Here is an 18981-nt window from a genome sequence, read left to right as displayed (position 1 = left end):
GCGTCAGCCTTCCTCGCCCTGAGGCGCGGGCTGAGCTCTCGTCTCAACCTTGTCGCTCACTTGGTTCTGCGGCAGACGCAGGATGAAGCGATCCGGGTCGCGCATGTCGAACTTCACGATGCCTCGACCCAGCAGGCGGTTGACGCCGTCCATGCGCGCGAAATTGACGAGCGCGGTCGCAGAGGCCCTGTCTCCTTCCGGCAACGAAAGCGTTTCGCCGGACTGAAAGCGCAAATCCCAACGGCGGTTCCCGACCCAGGTCGCACCGGCCAGCATGGGCTTGAGCGCGGGCGCATTTTCCATAAGCTTGTTGAGGCCCGCAGTCTGGCGATTGGCATCGGGGCCGACAACCAGCGGCAAATCGGGCATCGCATCCGTAGACACCGATTGAAGCACCACGCCCTGGACGTCGATCAGGTGCAACTGCCCATCATGCTGCCACACAGCGACCGGATCGCGCTCCACGATATCGACCACCAGCGTGTCCGGCAGGCGCCGCGAAATGCGCGCGTCCTTGACCCAGCCGAGCTTCAGCATTTCGTCACGGACCTTGGGCAGGTCGAGCGACAGCATGGAGCGATCCACCTGGCCCAGCGCGATATTATAGACTGGCAGTTCGTCCATGCGCTCGACGCCGCGCACTTCGACCTTCTGAACCTCGAAACCGGCATTGGCTGCAACCTCCGCCGCCTTCTGTCCGGCCATCGCTGGCACGCCCAGCAGCATGGCGATGCCACCGACGGCGGCGACGACGATGCCAACTATGGTCCAGCTCGCCATGCGTTGCAGCGTGTCTTCGCTGACTGGAAGTGCATGAAGCATGCGACCAAACCAGGAACGGCGTTTGCCCGGCTTGCCCCGGCCCGATCCATTACGGCCGCGAGGTCCACCCGCACCCGTCAGACGCGCCGTGCCTCCCCGCCGGATGCGTGCTTCAGCCATGCCCTGCCCCCTTAGCGCCCTGTTTCTGCATCAGCGCATCCTCGACAATACGCTCGACCAGCTCGGCATAGTCAATGCCCAGTTTCGCAGCCTGTTCCGGCACGAGGCTGAGCGGCGTCATGCCGGGCTGGGTATTCACCTCCAGCAGGTAGAGCCCCTCGACCCCTTGCGTGTCGTCCCAGCGGAAATCGGATCGCGAAGCGCCCTTGCAGCCCAGAAGCTGATGCGCGCGCAGGGCGATGGCCTTGCACGCTTCGCCGATGTCATTCGGAATTTCGGCCGGACAGACATGTTCGGTCATGCCGTCGGTATATTTGGCATCGAAATCATAGAAGCCGCTCTTGGGACGCAATTCAGTCACCAGCAGCGCCTCATCGCCCAGCACGGCGGTCGTCAGTTCCCGGCCGCGAATATAGGGCTCCGCAAGCAACTGGTCGAAATGCTGCCACGGGCCTTCCACATCGCGGCCGATGGGCGAACCGTAATTGCCGTCCTGCGTGACGATGGCGACGCCGACGGAGCTGCCTTCGTTGACCGGCTTCACCACATAGGGGCGCGGCAAGGGATCGGCTTCGAACAGGCTGACGCTGTCGACGATGTGGCCGCCGGGCATGGGGATGCCCTGAGGGACCAGCGCCTGCTTGGTCAGTTGCTTGTCGATGGCGATCACAGAGGTGGCGAGGCCCGAATGGGTGTAGGTGAGGCCCATCAGGTCCATCATGCCTTGCACCGTGCCATCCTCGCCCGGCACGCCGTGAAGCGCGTTGAACACGACATCTGCTTTGGCTTCGGCGAGACGGGCGGCGACATTGTGGTCCATGTCGATCCGCGTGACCTTATGCCCGCGCGATTCCAGCGCCTTTGCGACGCCCTCGCCGCTCATCAGCGACACTGGGCGCTCAGCGGACCAGCCTCCCATCAGGATGGCGACATGCCAGGGGCCACGGGTCATTTGTAGAACTCCAGAACAGAAATATTCGTCATCTCAGCGAAAGCTGGGAAGGAGGAAGGAGATCCCAGCTTTCGCTGGGATGACGGGCGGGTGGGGCGGATCACTTCTTCACCCCCACCCGCTGGATTTCCCATTCAAGCTCGACGCCGCTCTTTGCCTTCACCCGGCGGCGCACTTCCTCCCCCAGCGCCTCGATGTCCGCGCTGGTGGCGTCGCCAAGGTTGAGGAGGAAGTTGGTATGCTTATCCGAAACCTGCGCGCCGCCCAGTTGCAGTCCCCGGCAGCCAGCCTCATCGACCAAAGCCCAGGCCTTGTGGCCTTGCGGATTCTTGAAGGTCGATCCGCCGGTTTTACTGCGGAGCGGTTGGCTTTCCTCTCGCGCCGTAGCGATGCGGTCCATTTCAGCCTGAATCGCGGCCGGATCGCCGGGAACACCCCGGAACAGGGCGCTAACCACCACCGCCCCTTCTGGCAGGCTGCTGTGCCGATAGGTATAGCCCAAGGCGTCAAGCGGCAGCGTCACCCGCTCGCCGGAGCGCAGCACTACGTCGCACTCGATCAGAATGTCGCAAGTCTCGCGCCCATAGGCGCCGCCATTCATTCGCACGAAACCGCCCACCGTGCCGGGGATCGAGCGCAGGAACTCAAGCCCTGCAATGCCCGCATCCCGCGCGGTCGAGGATACGAGGATACCGGACGCCCCTCCCCCACAGCGGAGCGAGGTGGCGTCGATCTGCTCAACCTTCGCGAAGGGTTTGCCCAGACGCACGACGACGCCCGGAACGCCTCCGTCACGCACGATCAGGTTGGAGCCAAGGCCAAGCGCCATCACCGGGACGGCTGGATCGAGATGGGCGAGAAAGTCCGCCAAATCCTCAGCATCCTTGGGCTCGAACAGCCACTGCGCGACGCCGCCCGCCTTGAACCAGACGAGCGGAGCCAGCGGGGCGTCAGCCTTCAGCGACCCGCGAACCGGAGGAAGGGGCGCCACTGTCGTGGTCAACCCAATGCCCCCAGAAGGAAGGTTTGAACTCGCATCAGGCAGCTTCTTTCGCCGCGACGGCTGCGGCCAAACCGGCCGCCCATTTGGTGATGTCACCCGCGCCAAGGCAGATGATCATGTCGTCAGCCTGAAGATCGTCAGCGATCACGCGGGCCAGATCGTCCGCTCCCTCGACCGTCGCAGCGTGGCGATGCCCCCGACGCTTCAGACCCGCGACCAACTCAGCGCTATCCACGCCTTCGATCGGCTGCTCCCCCGCCGGATAGACCGGGGCCGCATAGACGATGTCGGCGTCGTTGAAGGCCTGCTGAAATTCATCCATCAGGTCGCGAAGGCGGGTATAGCGGTGCGGCTGTACCACCGCGATAACGCGGCCCTTGGCACCCTCGCGCGCGGCCGCCAGCACGGCCTTTATCTCGACCGGGTGGTGGCCATAATCGTCGATGACGGTCGCGACCCCCTGTCCCGTCGGAATCTCTCCGACTTTAGTGAAACGACGCTTCACCCCGCCAAACTTCGCAAAGCCCGTCTGGATCGTCGCATCATCAATGCCCATTTGCAGCGCCACACCGATCGCCGCCATGGCGTTCAGCACGTTGTGGCGGCCGGGCATCGGCATTTCGATCCCTTCGATCCGGCGGAGCGAACCGTCGCGCTCGCGGATTTGCACATCGAAGCGGTTGCCGCCGGGGATCGGCTGCACATTCTCGCCGCGAATATCGGCCTGCGCCGAGAAACCATAGGTGACGATGCGACGGTCCTGCACGCGCGGCAGGATCGCTTGCACCTCTGGATGATCGAGGCAGAGCATCGCGGCACCATAGAAGGGCACATTTTCGACGAACTCGACGAAGGCGTCCTTCACCTTGTCGAAGCTGCCATAATGGTCGAGATGCTCGGGATCGATGTTGGTGACGACTGCCAGCGTGCCGTCGAGGCGCAGGAAGCTGCCGTCGCTTTCGTCGGCCTCGACAACCATCCAGTCGCTCTTGCCGAGGCGAGCGTTGGAGCCATAGCTGTTGATGATGCCCCCGTTGATGACGGTCGGGTCCACCCCGCCAGCGTCGAGCAGTGCCGCGACCATTGAGGTGGTCGTGGTCTTGCCATGCGTGCCCGCGACCGCGACGGTGGATTTGAGCCGCATCAGCTCCGCCAGCATTTCTGCACGGCGAATGACGGGGACGCGCTTTTCCAGCGCCAGATCAACTTCGGGATTGCCCTTCTTGATCGCGGTCGAAGTCACGACCACGGCGGCATCGCCCAGATTTTCGGCCTTGTGGCCGATCATCACGTCGATGCCCTTCTTGCGCAGCCCTTCAACGACATAGCCTTCCGCCACGTCGGAACCCTGAACCTTATAACCCAGATTGTGCATCACCTCGGCGATACCGGACATGCCGATGCCGCCAATGCCGATGAAATGGATCGTGCCGATGTCGGTGCCGACACCCTTCATGCCTTAATCTCCGGGAAAACTCCGTCATTTCCGCGCGAGCCGGGATGACAAAGGGGGTTCATATTCATGCAGGGACGCCCTGCAAATTCAGGCTGGTCGGGACGGGACCGACCTTCAAAGGATCGTTCATGATCGGCGCGGGGCCGATGCTTTCCAGCAGGTCAGCCATGTCACGCGCCGCATTGGGACGGCCACAGGCTCGGGCGCGCTTGGCAGCGTTTTGAAGGGCGCCGGGCTCCATCGCCATCTTTTGCATCTGCTTGGCGAGCTCCACGGCGGTGAAGCGCGACTGCGGGATAGTCCGCGCACCGCCCGCCTCGGTCATCTCGCGCGCGTTGACCGTCTGATGATCATCCATCGCGCTCGGCAGCGGGACAAGGATCGCCGGGCGCCCCGCGCAGGTAAGTTCCGCCAGCGTCGATGCTCCCGCGCGAGCGATCACCAGATGCGACCAGCTGAGCTTTTCCGGCACATCGTTGAAATAGGTCGCCAGGTCAGCGGGAATTTCCAGGTCGGCGTAGAAGCGGCGGACCCGCTCGATATCCTCGGCCCGGCATTGCTGCGTCACCTGCAATCGGCGGCGCAGGCTGAGCGGCAACATGCCAAGGCCGTCCGGGACGACCGACGAAAGGATGCTGGCGCCCTGACTGCCGCCAATCACGAGCACGCGGAATACGCTCTCGTCCGTCAGCGCCGGAAACTCCTCGTCCCGCAGCGCCTTCACTTCCTCGCGGACCGGATTTCCGACCAAATGGACCTTGCCCGCATATTTGTCGCGCAGGCGCTCGACCTTCGGGTAAGCCGTAGCAATCGCATCGACGCGGCGGGCGAGGAAGCGGTTGACCCGGCCTAGCACGGCATTCTGTTCGTGGATGGCGGTCGGGATGCCATCCGCCAGCGCGCCCAACAGCGCAGGCATGGCGGGATAGCCGCCAAACCCGACGACAGCGGTGGGGCGGAAGGTCTCGTTGAGCCGGCGGGCCATGGCGCGGCCTGCAAGGATGGCCTTAAGCGCGCCCAGCCAGCTTTTCGGGTTCTTGGTCATGCGGCCAGCAGGCAGGACATGGACCTGCGCGCGATCGAAGATGCCCGGGATCTTGGCGCCGCGCTCATCCGTGACCAAAGCGACATGGTGGCCGCGCGCCATCAACTCCTCGGCCACAGCATGCGCCGGAATCATGTGACCGCCTGTCCCACCCGCGGCGAGGACGAAGTGACGGGAAATGCTCATCGACCACTCCATTTGACGACGGTATGCCGCCCCATGAAGGGATTGCGCCGTGTGAACGCAAGCAGCAGGCCGACCCCGATACAAAGGGCCAGCATAGAGGAGCCGCCATAGCTGATAAAGGGCAGCGTCATGCCCTTCGAAGGAAATATCTGGGCATTGACGCCCATGTTGATGATCGCCTGCAACCCGAACTGCGTTGTAAGTCCCGCTGCGGCCAGGATCGTGAAATTATCATCCTCGTCCAGCATGCGCAGCAGCACGCGGACAACGATCGCCAGGTAAACGCAGGCGATGCCGATGCAGGCGAGCAGTCCGAACTCTTCACCGATCACGGAAAAGATATAGTCGGTGTGCGCTTCGGGCAGGCGGAATTTCTCCTGGCCGCCCCCCGGCCCCACCCCTGTAAAACCGCCATGGGTGATCGTGCGAAACGCCAGCTCGGTCTGGTCCGGCCCCGTATCCTGCGCGACGCCGATGCCAAGGAAGTCATTGATGCGCTGACGGCCATTTTCGTAGAACATGTACATGGCGATCAGGCCAGCCAGCGCCACGCCAACCATCATGCCGATGAACCGCATCGACACACCGGACAGCAGCAACAGGCATCCCCAGCAGGCAAGGAAAATGACCGTCTGGCCGAAGTCCGGCTGCTTCATCAGGATCGCCGCGATCAACAGCGTCAACACGCCGGTCAGCGGAATGACCGGCAGCGACATGTCCTTGCCCCGCAGCGAAAGCAGCCAGGCCATGGAGACGACATAGACGGGCTTCAGGAATTCCGAGGGCTGGAAACGGAATCCGGGCAGGTCGATCCAGCGCCGCGCGCCGTTAACGGTCGATCCGAGGACCGGCACGCACAGCAGCATCACGATGAAGAAGGCCGTCATGAACATGGCGAGCCGCCGGGCCTGCTGACGGGGCAACATCGATATGACCAGCATGATCGGCAGGCCGATGAAGACCCACATAAGCTGGCGATAGAAATAGATGAGCGGCGTGACGGATACGCTGCTGGTGGAACGGTCGATCGCCGCCACGGGCGACGCGGCCGCGACGGCAACCAGACCGATCGCCATCAACGCGACGATCAGCGAGAGGAGAACGCGATCGATCTCCCAGAACCAGATGGCCAGGGCCGTACGCTCGCGCGGAACGGTGCGGTTCTTGAACCCCTTCACCAGTTCGCCTGCCCTGAACATTGTAATCGCCCCTTCTGCGCCCCTGCGCCGCCCTTAGCCGTCCAGGCCCCCTTCTTCCAGCGCCGCGACGGCCGCGACGAAGGCATCGCCTCGCGCCTCGAAATCCCGGAATTGGTCGAAACTGGCACAGGCTGGCGAAAGCAGCACAACGTCGCCCGGCTGTGCTACACGCGCCGCGCGGCGAACGGCGGCCGATAGCATCTCGCTATCATCCACCGCCATATGATCTTTGAGCAGATCGGCGAACATATGACCCGCTTCACCGATGGTGTAGGCGGCAGCGACATTGCCGAAATGGGGCGCGCATTCGTCCAGATTATCCGTCTTTGCCAGACCTCCGACAATCCAGTGCAGCCGCGGGCGGCCATCGACGGGCGGATAGGCTGCGAGCGCGGGCGCCGTCGAGGCGGGGTTGGTCGCCTTGCTGTCGTTGACGTAAAGAACGCCGTTCAGTTCCTTCACGCGCTGCATCCGGTGCGGCAGGCTGGCATAGCTTTGCAGCGCGGCCTGGATCGTCGCTTCATCGATGCCCAGCGCGCGCCCGACGGCGAGGGCTATCGCTGCGTTCTGCGCGTTGTGCGGCCCCTGGAGCGACGGCCAGTTCGCCTGCGCGGCGGGATCGATGTCCCCAGCCTTCACCTCTACCCGCCGAGCGCCCGGCTGAGCCGCGATGGATCGGCTCGGTTCATCCTCCGTCGCGATCACCGCGACATGGTCGGGCGACTGCATCGCGAACAATCGCGCCTTGGACGCGACATAGCCTTCAAAGCCATTATAGCGATCGAGATGATCCGGCGTGATATTGAGCAGCACCGCGACATCGCAGTCGAGGCTCTGCGTCAGGTCAATCTGATAGCTCGACAGCTCCAGCACATAGATGCCGCCTTCGGGGAGCGGCTCCTGCCCCAAAATGGGCAGACCGATATTGCCGCCCATCCGGGTCGGAATGCCCGCCGCCTCGATGATATGGTGAACGAGCGCGGTCGTTGTCGACTTGCCGTTGGTGCCGGTGATGCCGACCACCCGATGTGCGGGAAGTGTTGGACGGGCGAGCGCAAACAGCTCGATGTCGCCGATGACGGGGACGCCCGCGAGCTTGGCATGCATGGCAATCGGATGCTTGTTGAGAGGCACGCCGGGGGAAACGACAACGCCGTCAAAACCGCTAAGATCGATCTCCAGCGGGTCCGCCAACTCGGCCTTGTCAGCGACAGCCGCGCGCGCTTCGTCCCGATTGTCCCAGGCGACGACGCGCGCACCGCTGGCCACAAGCGCCTCTACAGTTGCCAGTCCAGACCGGGCTAGGCCAAGAACCGCATAGGTTTTGCCAGCAAAGGCGGAGGAGGTAAGGGTCATCGCGCTCACCGCAGCTTCAGCGTGGCGAGACCGGCAAGGGCCAGCACGAAGGAGATGATCCAGAAGCGGATCACGACCGTCGGTTCGGCCCAGCCCAACTGCTCGAAATGATGGTGGATCGGCGCCATCTTGAACACACGTTTGCCGGTGCGCTTGTAGAAGAAGACCTGGATGATCACGCTCATCGCCTCGACCACAAACAGGCCGCCAATCACGCCCAGCACGATTTCATGATGCGCGGTCACAGCGATGACGCCGATCGTGCCGCCAAGCGCCAGGCTGCCCGTATCACCCATGAATACGGCGGCTGGAGGAGCGTTGAACCAGAGGAAGGCCAGGCCCGCGCCAATGATCGCACCGCACAATATGGTGAGATTGCCCGCGCCCGGCACATGCGGGATGCCAAGATAGGCCGCAAAGTCCGCGCGACCGACAAGATAGACGATCGCCATGAACGCCATGCAAGCGATGATCACCGGCATGGTCGCAAGGCCGTCGAGACCATCGGTCAGGTTCACAGCGTTGCCGAACGCCACGATCACGAAGGCGGCGAAGAGGAAATAGAAGGGGCCAAGCTCGATCGCCGGGCCGTTGTAGAAAGGCAGGTAGAGCGCCGTATTCCCGTGCTGGTTGACGATCAACCAAGCCGCTATGCCAGCGATCAGGAACTCGAAACCCAGGCGCATCTTGCCCGACAAGCCCTTGTGGCTGGCCTTCGTCACCTTGTCATAATCGTCGAGGAAGCCGATCGCGCCGAAACCCAGCGTCACGAACAGGCATGCCCAAACATAGATGGATGACAAATCCATCCAGAGCAGCACCGATGTGATCATGGAGGTGAGGATCATCAGCCCGCCCATGGTCGGCGTGCCGCGCTTTGCCAGATGGGTCTGCGGACCATCATCACGGATCGGCTGCCCCTTGCCCTGCCGCACCCGCAGCCAGCCGATGAAGCGCGGACCCAGCACAAGACCGATGACGAAGGCCGTCGCGATCGTCGCGCCCGCGCGGAAGCTAAGATAGCGGATGAGGTTGAAAACCCCCGCGAAATCCATGGTCTGGGCGAGCCAGTAGAGCATCAGTTCCTATGTTCCCCAAGCGCGGCAACGAGGCGCGACAGGCCGATGCCGTTCGAGCCCTTGACCAATATGGCGTCGCCAGCGCGCATTTCCGTCCGAATTAGATCGGTGGCCGCCGCCGTATCCGGCACATGATCAAAGGCCAACTGCTGACCGTGCAGCGCCTCGGCCAGCGGTTTCATTTCATCGCCCACCAGAATGGCGTAGTCGACCTGACCGACGGCAAGCGGCTCGACAAGTCCGGCATGGAGTTCGTGGCTGCGATCGCCCAATTCCCGCATGCCGCCCAACACGGCGATGCGGCGGCTCGCATTTTCCCTGCCCAACTGCTTGAGCGTAGCGGCCATGCTTAGCGGATTGGCATTGTAGCTTTCATCGATCAGCAGCGCTTCGCCGCCAGCGACCGCGACAGACCGCCGCTCGCCACGGCCCGGCAGGCCCGGCATTTCGGCGAGCGCCAGACCCGCAGCCGCGAGATCGCCGCCCATCGCTTCGACCGCCGCCAGCACGGCCAGCGCGTTGGAAACCCAATGTTCGCCGGGCGCACCGACGGTGAAGCAGAGTTCGGCGCTGGGCAGCGTGGCCGTTACCAATGTCCCGCCATTTGCCGCCGGAACCATGTCACGCGCGCGTATATCGGCCTCTTCGTCAAAACCGAAGGTCAGGATGCGGGAGGCATGCTGCTCTGCCTTCGCGTAGAGCGTTGCGACATGCGGGCTGTCATAGGGGATGACCGCCGTGCCGTCGGGCTCAAGCCCTTCGAATATCTCCGCCTTGGCCTGCGCGATCTTCTCTTCGGTGCCGAAAAATTCGATGTGCGCCGGGGCGATTGCGGTCACGATGGCGACATGCGGCCGCACCTGCCGCGTCAGCTGCGCCAGTTCACCGGCATGGTTCATGCCCATTTCGAACACGCCAAAGGCCGACGCACGGGGCATGCGCGACAGGCTGAGCGGCACGCCGACATGATTATTGTAACTCTTGACCGACCGATGCACCTGACCCGGACAGATGCGGTCCAGCGCCTGGAACAGAGCTTCCTTGGTGCCGGTCTTGCCGACTGATCCCGTGACCCCGACCACCTTGCCCTGCATGCGCGCACGCGAAGCGCGGCCCAGCGCTTCGAGGGCAGCTGCGCTGTCGGCGACCAGTATATGAGGTTGAGAAACAGGCTCGCTGACGATCGCGCCAGCGGCGCCCTGACCGAAAGCCTTGTCGATGAAATGATGGCCGTCCGTCGTCTCGCCCTTCATCGCGACGAACAAGTCACCATTCGTCACTTCACGGCTATCGAAGGCGACGCCCGAAACGGCGAAGGGTGCCGAAGCGGCACCCCCTGTAGCCTGCGCTAGTTCCTCGGAAGTCCAAAGCTCGCTCACCCAGCGCACTCCCGGGCAACAGTGACATCGTCGAACGGCAACACCCGATCGCCGATGATCTGCCCCTGTTCATGCCCCTTGCCCGCGAGCAGCACGATATCATCCCCACCAGCCCGCGCAATGGCGGCGGCGATGGCGGCGCGGCGGCCACCGATTTCCTCCGCGCCCGACGCCCCCGCCATGACGGCGGCGCGAATGGCGGACGGGTCCTCTGAACGAGGATTATCATCGGTAACGATGACATGATCAGCCAACTCTGCGGCAACTTTGCCCATCTGCGGGCGCTTGCCAGCATCGCGATCGCCGCCAGCGCCGAACAGCGCGATCAGCTTGCCGCGCGTATGGGGCCGCAGCGCTTCGATCGCAGCGCGCAGTCCATCGGGCGTATGCGCATAATCGACATAGACGGGGGCGCCCGCCTTGGTGATCACCGCCCGCTCCAGGCGACCGCGCACCGGCTGAACCCGGCTCAACAGTTCCAGAACCTTCGCCACATCCTCGCCGCCTGCGATGACGAGCCCAGCGGCAGTCAAGGCGTTCGCGGCCTGATAGGCGCCGATCAGCGGCAGATTGATCTTGTAGAACTTGCCCCCAGCCTCGACCTCCAGCGTCTGGCCCAACTGGGTCGGGGTGCGGTTGGCAAGGCGCAAAGCCTGCCCCTGCACCCCGACGCTCAGCACACGAAGCCCCCGCTTCGTAGCTCGCTGGATAACCTTGTCGGACCATGCGTCATCGGCCCAGACGACGGCCGCGCCGTCGGGCGCGACCACCTCATCGAACAGCCGCATCTTGGCGTCGAAATAGCTGTCCATGTCGCCATGATAATCGAGATGATCTCGCGACAGGTTGGTGAAGGCGGCCGCCGACACCGGCAGTCCTTCCGTCCGATATTGCGCAAGGCCATGGCTCGACGCTTCGAACGCTGCGTGGGTAATGCCCTCGCGCTTCAGGCCCGACATGTTGGAGAGGAAAGTGACGATGTCCGGCGTCGTCAGGCCCGTCGATACCTGATCGACTGATGTGGTGACGCCGAGCGTCCCGATCGAAGCGGAATGATGGCCGAGCATCCGCCATAGCTGGCGGGCCAGTTCCACGGTCGACGTCTTGCCGTTGGTGCCGGTGACGGCAACGGTCACTTCCGGGAATGGCGCGAAATAGCGAGCGGCAAGCAAGGCGAAAAAGCGGCGGGGGTTGTCTTGGGCGATATGGACCGCCCCCTCCACCTTCGCCTCCGGCCGCGCGACGACCGCAACAGCACCCGCGCGCACGGCGTCGGCAATAAAATCCTCGCCATTCACCCGCAGTCCCTGGAAGGCGCCAAAGACCGTGCCCGGCGCAACCTTCCGGTTATCGATCGCGAAGCCCGACACCGAAGCGTCCAGCGGCGCCCCGGTGTCGAGCTTCACATCCAGCCCCTCGATAAGCGACCCGAGGCGCATCTCAATCCTTGTCCTTGTCTTGCCCGAGCAGGGGCATGAGGTCGGAAATATCGACGTCCCGCCGTTCGTCGGGCAGCACACCCAGCATCGGGGCGGTGCGTTCGATCACGCGCTTGACCACCGGCGCGGCCGTCCAGGCAGCCGTGCGCAGGCCGAAAGTCTGCGCGTTGCCCTTGGGCTCGTCCATCATCGTCAGCACGACGTAGCGGGGATTATCCATCGGAAATGCGGACGCGAAAGTCGTCACCAGTGAACTCTTGTTGTACCGGCCTTCTTCAGGCTTCTCGGCGGAACCCGTCTTGCCGCCCACCCGGAATCCCTTGGCGTCGGCGCTGCGACCTGTACCTGCGGCGACGATCATCCGCAACAGCTGCCGCATCCGCGCACTGGTGGCGGCGGAAAAGACGCGATGGCCTTCGGGCACTTCATTGGCGTGCAGCTTGCGCAAGGTGGCAGGCCGCCAGATGCCCCCGTTCACCAATGCCGCATAGGCGGCGGCAAGGTGCAGCGGCGTCACCGCGATGCCATGACCATAGGACACAGTCATCGTCGTTATGCGGCCCCAATTATAGGGCCAAATGCTCTTGGCGCGTTCTTTCAACTCAATCGGCGCCCGCTGGTCGAATTGCAGGTTGCGGAACAGCTGCTGCATCGGCGCGGCGCCCATTTCATCGGCGATCCGTGCCGTTCCGATGTTGGAACTGTGCACCAGTATTTCCGGCACATTGATCCAGCGGCCGAGCGCGTGGTCGTCCTTGATCTTGAACCCGGCCACAGCAAGCGGGGCGGTCGCGTCGTAGCGCTTCGCCATCGAAGTGACGACACCGCGATCCATCGCCTCGCCGATCGACAATGGCTTGAACGTCGAACCGAGTTCGTAGCGCGCCTGAACCATATGGTTGCAGAGTGGCGATTCGCTGCATTTCTTGCCCGCATAATTCTGAAGCTTGTTGGGGTCGAACACGGGGATCGACGCCATCGCAATCACTTCCCCGGTGTTCGCATCCATGATGATGCCGCCTGCGCCCTTGGCATTTTGCGCTACCATCTGGGCGTAAAGCTCGCTCTCCAGCGCGCCCTGCACCCGGCTGTCGATCGAAATGGCAAAAGGCTGACCACGCAGCGCCGGATCGGTCAGCCGGTCATTGAACGCCGCCTCGACCCCCATGCCACCCTGCCCGTCGGCATTGGGCGCAAAGCCGAGGACATGCGCCGCCAGGCTGCGCTGGGGATACAGGCGTTCCTTCTCACGGGGAAATTCGATGCCGATCTCGCCCAGCGCATTCACCGCCGCAACTTCTTCCGGCAGCGCGCGGCGGCGCAGATAGGCCCAGCCCTTGCCGGTCAGCTTCTTGTAGAAAGCCGCTTCGGGTTCATCGGGGAAAATTTCGTGCAGCTTGCGCGCAAGCTCGGCAGGCTCACCAATCAGCTTCGACGGGCGCACGGCAATCGAATAGGCATCCATCGTCCGGGCAAGGGGCACGCCATTGCGATCGACAATGTCAGCGCGGGCGGGAAGCAGGCCCGAAACGGCGCCATCGCCGCTTGCGCCATGCGCGAAGATGCCCACCCAGGTGAGCCGTAAAATCACCACCGCCGTGATCGCCATGAACAGGATCAGCAGCAACATCAGCCGGTTGTGCGCAACCGCGGTCAGATCAACCCGCTGCTTGCCTGCCCTGGCGCCGCCCGGCTGAACGATGATCGTCGCCATCAGCGCGCGCCTTTCTTGCGTTCGCGCGCTGCCTTGGCGCTGATGTCGCCGATGGTGCTGTCGTCAAGCAGCTTGGCATCCAGCATCGCCATCCGTTCCGCATGGCGGGCCACCGGATTGGGTTTCGACACGTCCGCATCGTCCTTCGCCTTTTCCGCAGGAGTCTTGGCGGCGGGCTTAGCAATCTTTTCGACATTGTCGGCCGCATGCGCTTCACGGATCACCGCGATATCGCTGCGGATTTGGGTGGCTGCCGGACTGGCCGGAGCGGCCTGCGGCGCAGATGGCAGGTCGGCAGGGCTTTCGACCATCGCCACCATCACAGGCGGCGCGACATAGTCGGGGCCGTTGGGCTGGATGCCATCCAGGTTCGCCAGCGCCCGCTCACCGCCCAGATATTGCTGCGCGGTCGGCGTCGCGTACATGAAATCATCCTGATTCCAGCGCTCCAGCTGCCGCATGCTCGCTCGCGCGCTGAATTCCGTTTCCAGATAACGGATGTCCGCCCGTGCCCGCGCGATCTGCGTCTGCACCTTCATCAGTTCGTTGCGCTCGGTCGCGACTTTCAGCGATACCAGATAAGCACCAAGCGCACCCAGCGCGACGAGCAGGATCCAGATCAGGCTCTGCAACCTCTTCACCGCGATCATGGGCGGACGCTCCTGGAAGAACTTGGCTGAGAAATGGACGCTGATGTACGAACGGCGCTGCGCAGGGTCGCGGAGCGCGCGCGCGGGTTGCGGGCCTGCTCTGCCTCGCCGGGGCGGATCGCTTTGGCCGGTTTGTGAAAGGTGGGCGCAGCGGCGGCCTTGCGTTCCGGCAGGTGGCGCGATCCCGCGCCTTCCCCACCGCTGCGCTGGCGCAAGAACTGTTTGACGATGCGGTCTTCCAGGCTGTGGAAAGTCACCACGGCCAATCGACCACCCTCTTCCAGCATCGCTTCCGCCGCTTCCAGCCCACGCTCCAATTCTTCCAGCTCGCGATTCACATGGATGCGGATCGCCTGGAAGGTGCGGGTTGCCGGGTCCTTCTTGTCGTGTGGCTTGTGGCCCAGCGCCCGGCGAACGACGCTTGCGAGTTGACCGGTGCGCTCCAACGGGCGTGCTTCCACGATCGCACGAGCCACCCGGCGTGAGCGCGGCTCCTCGCCATAGCGATAGAGGACGTCGGCAATCTCCTGCTCAGGGGCGTTGTTCAGGAAATCGGCGGCGCTCATCCCATTCTGGCTCATCGTCATGGTGAGAGGGCCGTCCGCCTGAAAGGAAAAGCCGCGCTCCGGGCGGTCGAGCTGCATCGAAGACACGCCGATGTCGAGCGTCACGCCCGATACCGAAGTAATGCCACGATCGCCCAACAACTGCTCCATGCGGGAAAATTCCCCGGCGATCAGGGTGATGCCTTTCTCCTTCGCCAGCGCCTCGCCTTCCCGGATGGCATCGGGATCGCGGTCGAAGGCAAAAACCTTCGCGCCCCGTGCCGCCATCGCACTGGAATATCCGCCCGCGCCGAACGTGCCATCAACATGAATCTCGCCGGGGTTGATGGCGAGGGCATGCAGCACTTCATTAAGCAGAACCGGGATGTGACGATCCAGATCGGCAGGAGCGGTCACTTGCCGTCCCCCGCCATCCGCTGGTCCAGCCAGCGGCGCACCTTATTGCGGATCAATTCCGGACGATCCTTGCTGTCGACCAGCGTTTCCGGCTTCCAGATCTGGATGTAGCGGCCAACACCATAGAAGAAGACAGCGTCGGTGATGCCATATTCATCCTTGATGTCCGGATGCATGGCGAAACGGCCGCCGTCGTCGAAATTCACCTCCTCGATCGTACCGAGTCGGCGTTCCAGCTCCAGGTCGGCATTATAGTCGCGGCCATGCGCCCGTGCTTCGCGAGCCAGTTCCTCGACTTCGGTGAACAGGAAACGGCGATGCGATTCTCCAAAGCCCGTGGCGCAGGGGTTGTCGCCATGGACGGAGAGATAAAGCCGCGTTTCGCCAGCGCTGGACAGCTTGACCTGCCGACGCATCTCCAGAGGCAGCACGAAACGGCCCTTGCCGTCCGCTACGCTGAACGCGTTGCCTGTAAAGAGAATGATTTCCGGCACGTGCGGACTGCTGCCCCTCTGTTCGCAAGGGCGCAGGCAGCCGCTCACCAACCCGCGTCATTGCGGCCCGGTGCGCAGGACTAGCAAAGCCTGACAAACCCCTATGCGAATTAGATACCAAGGGCCGGGGCACAAGAAAAGGGAAAAGTCGGGAGATTTTGGGAAATCCCGTTTTGTTCTGGTTCTATATCAATTTTCGCGCTCCTCGAGGCGAGTTTTGCAAGGCAACACCTCCCAACGCCAAGAGCCAAACCGCGCCAAATTCGATGATCCCAACATTGCCCAGAAAATCCCGCCGATCGGTGCCCCCTGCCCATACCGCGCGAAGCCACCCGGCCTCCAGCCCAGCATGACAGCGATTGGAACCGGGATCAGCGCAGGCCACTGAGCAGGACCAGCGCCGATCCCAGCCAAAGCATCAGGAATGTGCGTAGCGCCCTTCAGGCAATGCACGGCTCGGTTCGGACGTTCAGCGGCCGGATGGCTGTGGGTCGCGATCCATCGGCTTGCTCAGATTAGGGTCCGGCTGAAGATCCGGGACGATCGGCTGCTGTTCCGGCGCGGGCTGCACGCCCAGCTCCGCCAAAGGTTCCTTGGGCGCGACTGCATTGACGTCCAGGGTGGGCACGGTCGGCGGCGGCACCGCCGGATCATCGATCCGCGCCTTGTCGATCACGATATTCGCCAGACCCACGAGGAGCACCACGCCCGCCAGCCCCGTCAGGCCGATCTGGACACGCTGCAACCCTTCCTGTCGGCGGGGATGTTCAGCCATTAAGCGCTCTTTATCTTGTCGCCGCGACCCTTGTCGGCGATCAGCGATTGTGCGCGAGCCAAGGGAAGACCGTCAAGCCCTTCGCTTCCAGCCACTCACGATTGTAGAGGGTCGATAGATAGCGGAAGCCCGTGTCGCACAGGATGGTAACGATCCGCTTGCCCGGCCCTAGCTCACGTGCCAGCGCCACCGCGCCTGCGACGTTGATCCCTGAGGACAGGCCAAGACAAAGCCCTTCCTCCGCCAACAATCGCTCGACCCAGTGCAGCCCTTCCTCATCGGAAATGCGGAACTGCGTGTCGATCGGCGCGCCTTCCAGATTGGCGGTAATACGGCCCTGCCCGATGCCCTCGGCCACCGACGACCCTTCCGCCTTCAACTCGCCATGGGCATAATAATTATAGAGCGCCGCGCCATAGGGATCGGTCAGCGCGATGGTGATATTCTCGTCATGCGCCTTGAGGCCGAGCCCGACACCAGCGATCGTGCCACCAGTGCCCGCTGCACAAGTGAAGCCGTCGATCTGCCCCTCCAGCTGTTGCCAGATTTCCTCGGCCGTACCGACGATATGCGCCTTGCGATTCGCGATATTGTCGAACTGATTGGCCCAGACTGCATTCTCCGTCTCTTCGGCGATCCGGCGCGACGTGTGGACGAAATGGCCGGGGTTGGAATAGGCCGCCGCAGGCACGGTCACCAGTTCCGCGCCCAGTGCGCGCAGCGTGTCCATCTTCTCCCGGCTCTGGGTCTCAGGCATGACGATGATCGTCTTATAGCCCTTCGCATTGGCTACCAGCGCAAGCCCGATGCCGGTATTGCCCGCTGTCCCTTCGACAATGGTGCCGCCCGGCTGCAACAGCCCCTTTTCCTCCGCATCATTGACGATGAAGAGCGCTGCGCGGTCCTTTACCGACGCGCCGGGGTTGGCGAATTCGCACTTGGCGAAGATGTCGCAGCCCGTCTCTTCCGATGGACCGGTAAGGCGTACCAGCGGCGTGTTGCCAATCAGGGCGAGGCTATCATTCTGAACCAGCATGTTCCCCGCATAGCGGAGCGGATGCACGCTTGCCAAGCAAGGGAATGCTCATCCACCCAAAGCGCCGTTTTCATTGCCGCGCAAAGATCGCATCGGGCGGGAAGAAAGTGGCAAGGCTTTTGCGCTAAGGACGGGTCGTGCGGCACACCGCCGCGATGAATTTGGGAAAGCAGACGGCTTCAGACATGGCGCGCGCGCGATTATGGCATGTGGCATTGGCCGCGCTGGCGCTGATCGCGCTTGCCTTGCCGCGCCTGATCACGGCCGCTCCGCTAGATATGCTGGCTGACGCAGCGTCACGCGATGCTGTCGCGGAAAAGCCGGGCGAAAATTTCCCCGGCTCCGCCTACTTCTTCGTTGACGGCGTCTTTCAGGATCTGCCCGCCTCTCCTGGCAACAGCCAGCATGTCCTGAAGCTCGACACGGTCGATGCCGCTCCGGCCGCCGCCTTTCGCGGGCAAACACCACTGGACAGCTACCGGGCGATCAACTGCCTGACCTCCGCCATCTATTATGAGGCTGGCAACGAACCCGAAGAAGGCCAGCGCGCCGTCGCTCAGGTTGTTCTCAACCGCGTTCGCAATCCGCTCTGGCCACATAGCGTCTGCGGCGTCGTCTATCAGGGGTCGGAGCGCACCGATTCCCTGTGCCAATTCACCTTCAGCTGCGACGGATCCATGGGCCGGGCCAACCATGTGCAAAGCTGGGCGCGCGCGCGTCGCATAGCGGAACAGGCACTCGCGGGTCGTGTCTATGCTCCGGTTGGGCTCGCGACCTTCTACCACACGCTGGCAGTCCACCCAGGATGGGCGGCTTCGAAGCGCGCCGTCGCCGTAATCGGCGCGCACATCTTCTATCAGATGCCTGGGTTTCACGGTACGGAGGTGGCGTTTCGCACCCCCTATCCCGGCCGGGAATGGCAGTCCGGCCCTTCTGTTCGCGCTTGGCCGACGAGTCCACGCATCGCTGAGCGTTACGCCGAGCCCGTCGGTGCCGATGTGACAGCACCTATTATCGTTCCGCCCCCAGCGCCTCAGGACACACTTCCGCCGTCCACCATCCGGCCCGAATATAGAAACAGCGGACGGCCGCTCATCTGAAGGAGGCAGCGTGAGATATTTTCCCATGCAGTCTCCAAATAGCTGATTTTGCTAGAAAATAAAAAATAGAGCTGAATTAAAAAACAGCGGAACCAAATGTCGCGATGGAGGGTTCTGCATACCGGATAGCAAATCTTTTGCCCCCCGCTCTTGCTATCCAAAAAACATGAGCCCGGAACGCATCTCCCCCCCCCGACGCGTTCCGGGCTCTGAT

17 protein-coding genes are annotated in these 18981 nt (G+C 63.2%); 1 reads left to right on the top strand and 16 read right to left on the bottom strand.

Features of this window, described 5'->3' with window-relative positions:
- Nucleotides 1–3 precede the first annotated feature (3 nt).
- The 16 genes from ACZ5ZH_RS01405 to ACZ5ZH_RS01330 form a co-directional block, all read right to left on the bottom strand.
- Nucleotides 4–942 (bottom strand): cell division protein FtsQ/DivIB, encoded by a 939-nt coding sequence (locus ACZ5ZH_RS01405; RefSeq protein ID WP_464771940.1) that lies wholly within the window; start codon nucleotides 940–942, stop codon nucleotides 4–6.
- Nucleotides 935–1894 (bottom strand): D-alanine--D-alanine ligase, encoded by a 960-nt coding sequence (locus ACZ5ZH_RS01400; RefSeq protein ID WP_464771939.1) that lies wholly within the window; start codon nucleotides 1892–1894, stop codon nucleotides 935–937. Before ACZ5ZH_RS01400 ends, ACZ5ZH_RS01405 begins: the two co-directional genes overlap by 8 nt.
- A 100-nt stretch (nucleotides 1895–1994) precedes the next feature.
- The gene (gene murB, locus ACZ5ZH_RS01395; RefSeq protein ID WP_464772569.1) at nucleotides 1995–2885 is read right to left on the bottom strand and encodes a UDP-N-acetylmuramate dehydrogenase; all 891 of its coding nucleotides are present in this window, start codon (nucleotides 2883–2885) and stop codon (nucleotides 1995–1997) included.
- Between the two features lie 46 nt (nucleotides 2886–2931).
- Nucleotides 2932–4353 carry a UDP-N-acetylmuramate--L-alanine ligase gene (murC, locus tag ACZ5ZH_RS01390; protein ID WP_464771938.1) on the bottom strand — a complete coding sequence of 474 codons (1422 nt, stop codon included), beginning with the start codon at nucleotides 4351–4353 and terminating at the stop codon, nucleotides 2932–2934.
- A gap of 64 nt (nucleotides 4354–4417) precedes the next feature.
- Nucleotides 4418–5584, bottom strand: a complete 1167-nt coding sequence (murG, locus tag ACZ5ZH_RS01385) for an undecaprenyldiphospho-muramoylpentapeptide beta-N-acetylglucosaminyltransferase (protein ID WP_196225452.1) — start codon at nucleotides 5582–5584, stop codon at nucleotides 4418–4420.
- A complete protein-coding gene (gene ftsW, locus ACZ5ZH_RS01380; protein WP_464771937.1) occupies nucleotides 5581–6783 on the bottom strand; it encodes a putative lipid II flippase FtsW in 1203 nt (400 codons plus the stop codon). Before ftsW ends, murG begins: the two co-directional genes overlap by 4 nt.
- Before the next feature lie 33 nt (nucleotides 6784–6816).
- Nucleotides 6817–8139 carry a UDP-N-acetylmuramoyl-L-alanine--D-glutamate ligase gene (murD, locus tag ACZ5ZH_RS01375; protein WP_464771936.1) on the bottom strand — a complete coding sequence of 441 codons (1323 nt, stop codon included), beginning with the start codon at nucleotides 8137–8139 and terminating at the stop codon, nucleotides 6817–6819.
- Nucleotides 8140–8144: 5 nt separating this feature from the next.
- Nucleotides 8145–9218 carry a phospho-N-acetylmuramoyl-pentapeptide-transferase gene (gene mraY / locus ACZ5ZH_RS01370; protein ID WP_464771935.1) on the bottom strand — a complete coding sequence of 358 codons (1074 nt, stop codon included), beginning with the start codon at nucleotides 9216–9218 and terminating at the stop codon, nucleotides 8145–8147.
- Nucleotides 9218–10597 carry a UDP-N-acetylmuramoyl-tripeptide--D-alanyl-D-alanine ligase gene (locus ACZ5ZH_RS01365; protein WP_464771934.1) on the bottom strand — a complete coding sequence of 460 codons (1380 nt, stop codon included), beginning with the start codon at nucleotides 10595–10597 and terminating at the stop codon, nucleotides 9218–9220. Before ACZ5ZH_RS01365 ends, mraY begins: the two co-directional genes overlap by 1 nt.
- A complete protein-coding gene (locus ACZ5ZH_RS01360; protein ID WP_464771933.1) occupies nucleotides 10594–12036 on the bottom strand; it encodes a UDP-N-acetylmuramoyl-L-alanyl-D-glutamate--2,6-diaminopimelate ligase in 1443 nt (480 codons plus the stop codon). The genes ACZ5ZH_RS01365 and ACZ5ZH_RS01360 overlap by 4 nt, the downstream gene beginning before the upstream one ends.
- 1 nt (nucleotide 12037) lies before the next feature.
- Nucleotides 12038–13750, bottom strand: a complete 1713-nt coding sequence (locus ACZ5ZH_RS01355; protein WP_196225446.1) for a peptidoglycan D,D-transpeptidase FtsI family protein — start codon at nucleotides 13748–13750, stop codon at nucleotides 12038–12040.
- The gene (locus tag ACZ5ZH_RS01350) at nucleotides 13750–14400 is read right to left on the bottom strand and encodes a colicin transporter (protein ID WP_449471335.1); all 651 of its coding nucleotides are present in this window, start codon (nucleotides 14398–14400) and stop codon (nucleotides 13750–13752) included. The genes ACZ5ZH_RS01355 and ACZ5ZH_RS01350 overlap by 1 nt, the downstream gene beginning before the upstream one ends.
- Complete coding sequence (gene rsmH / locus ACZ5ZH_RS01345; protein ID WP_464771932.1) at nucleotides 14397–15362, bottom strand: 16S rRNA (cytosine(1402)-N(4))-methyltransferase RsmH; 966 nt, start codon at nucleotides 15360–15362, stop codon at nucleotides 14397–14399. The genes ACZ5ZH_RS01350 and rsmH overlap by 4 nt, the downstream gene beginning before the upstream one ends.
- Nucleotides 15359–15856, bottom strand: coding sequence for a division/cell wall cluster transcriptional repressor MraZ (locus ACZ5ZH_RS01340; protein ID WP_464771931.1), 498 nt, complete (start codon nucleotides 15854–15856; stop codon nucleotides 15359–15361). Before ACZ5ZH_RS01340 ends, rsmH begins: the two co-directional genes overlap by 4 nt.
- A gap of 469 nt (nucleotides 15857–16325) precedes the next feature.
- On the bottom strand, nucleotides 16326–16631 hold the full coding sequence (locus ACZ5ZH_RS01335) for a hypothetical protein (RefSeq protein ID WP_449471330.1): 306 nt from the start codon (nucleotides 16629–16631) through the stop codon (nucleotides 16326–16328).
- Nucleotides 16632–16671: 40 nt separating this feature from the next.
- Nucleotides 16672–17667 (bottom strand): cysteine synthase A, encoded by a 996-nt coding sequence (locus ACZ5ZH_RS01330; protein WP_464771930.1) that lies wholly within the window; start codon nucleotides 17665–17667, stop codon nucleotides 16672–16674.
- Between the two features lie 155 nt (nucleotides 17668–17822).
- On the opposite strand from ACZ5ZH_RS01330, the gene ACZ5ZH_RS01325 reads away from it, so the two are divergent.
- Nucleotides 17823–18767, top strand: coding sequence for a cell wall hydrolase (locus ACZ5ZH_RS01325; RefSeq protein ID WP_464771929.1), 945 nt, complete (start codon nucleotides 17823–17825; stop codon nucleotides 18765–18767).
- Nucleotides 18768–18981 lie beyond the last annotated feature (214 nt).

The organism is Sphingobium sp. TomMM7A, from assembly GCF_055397305.1.
Note: the sequence above shows the minus strand (reverse complement) of the source record. Positions and strands in the feature narration are given on the sequence as shown.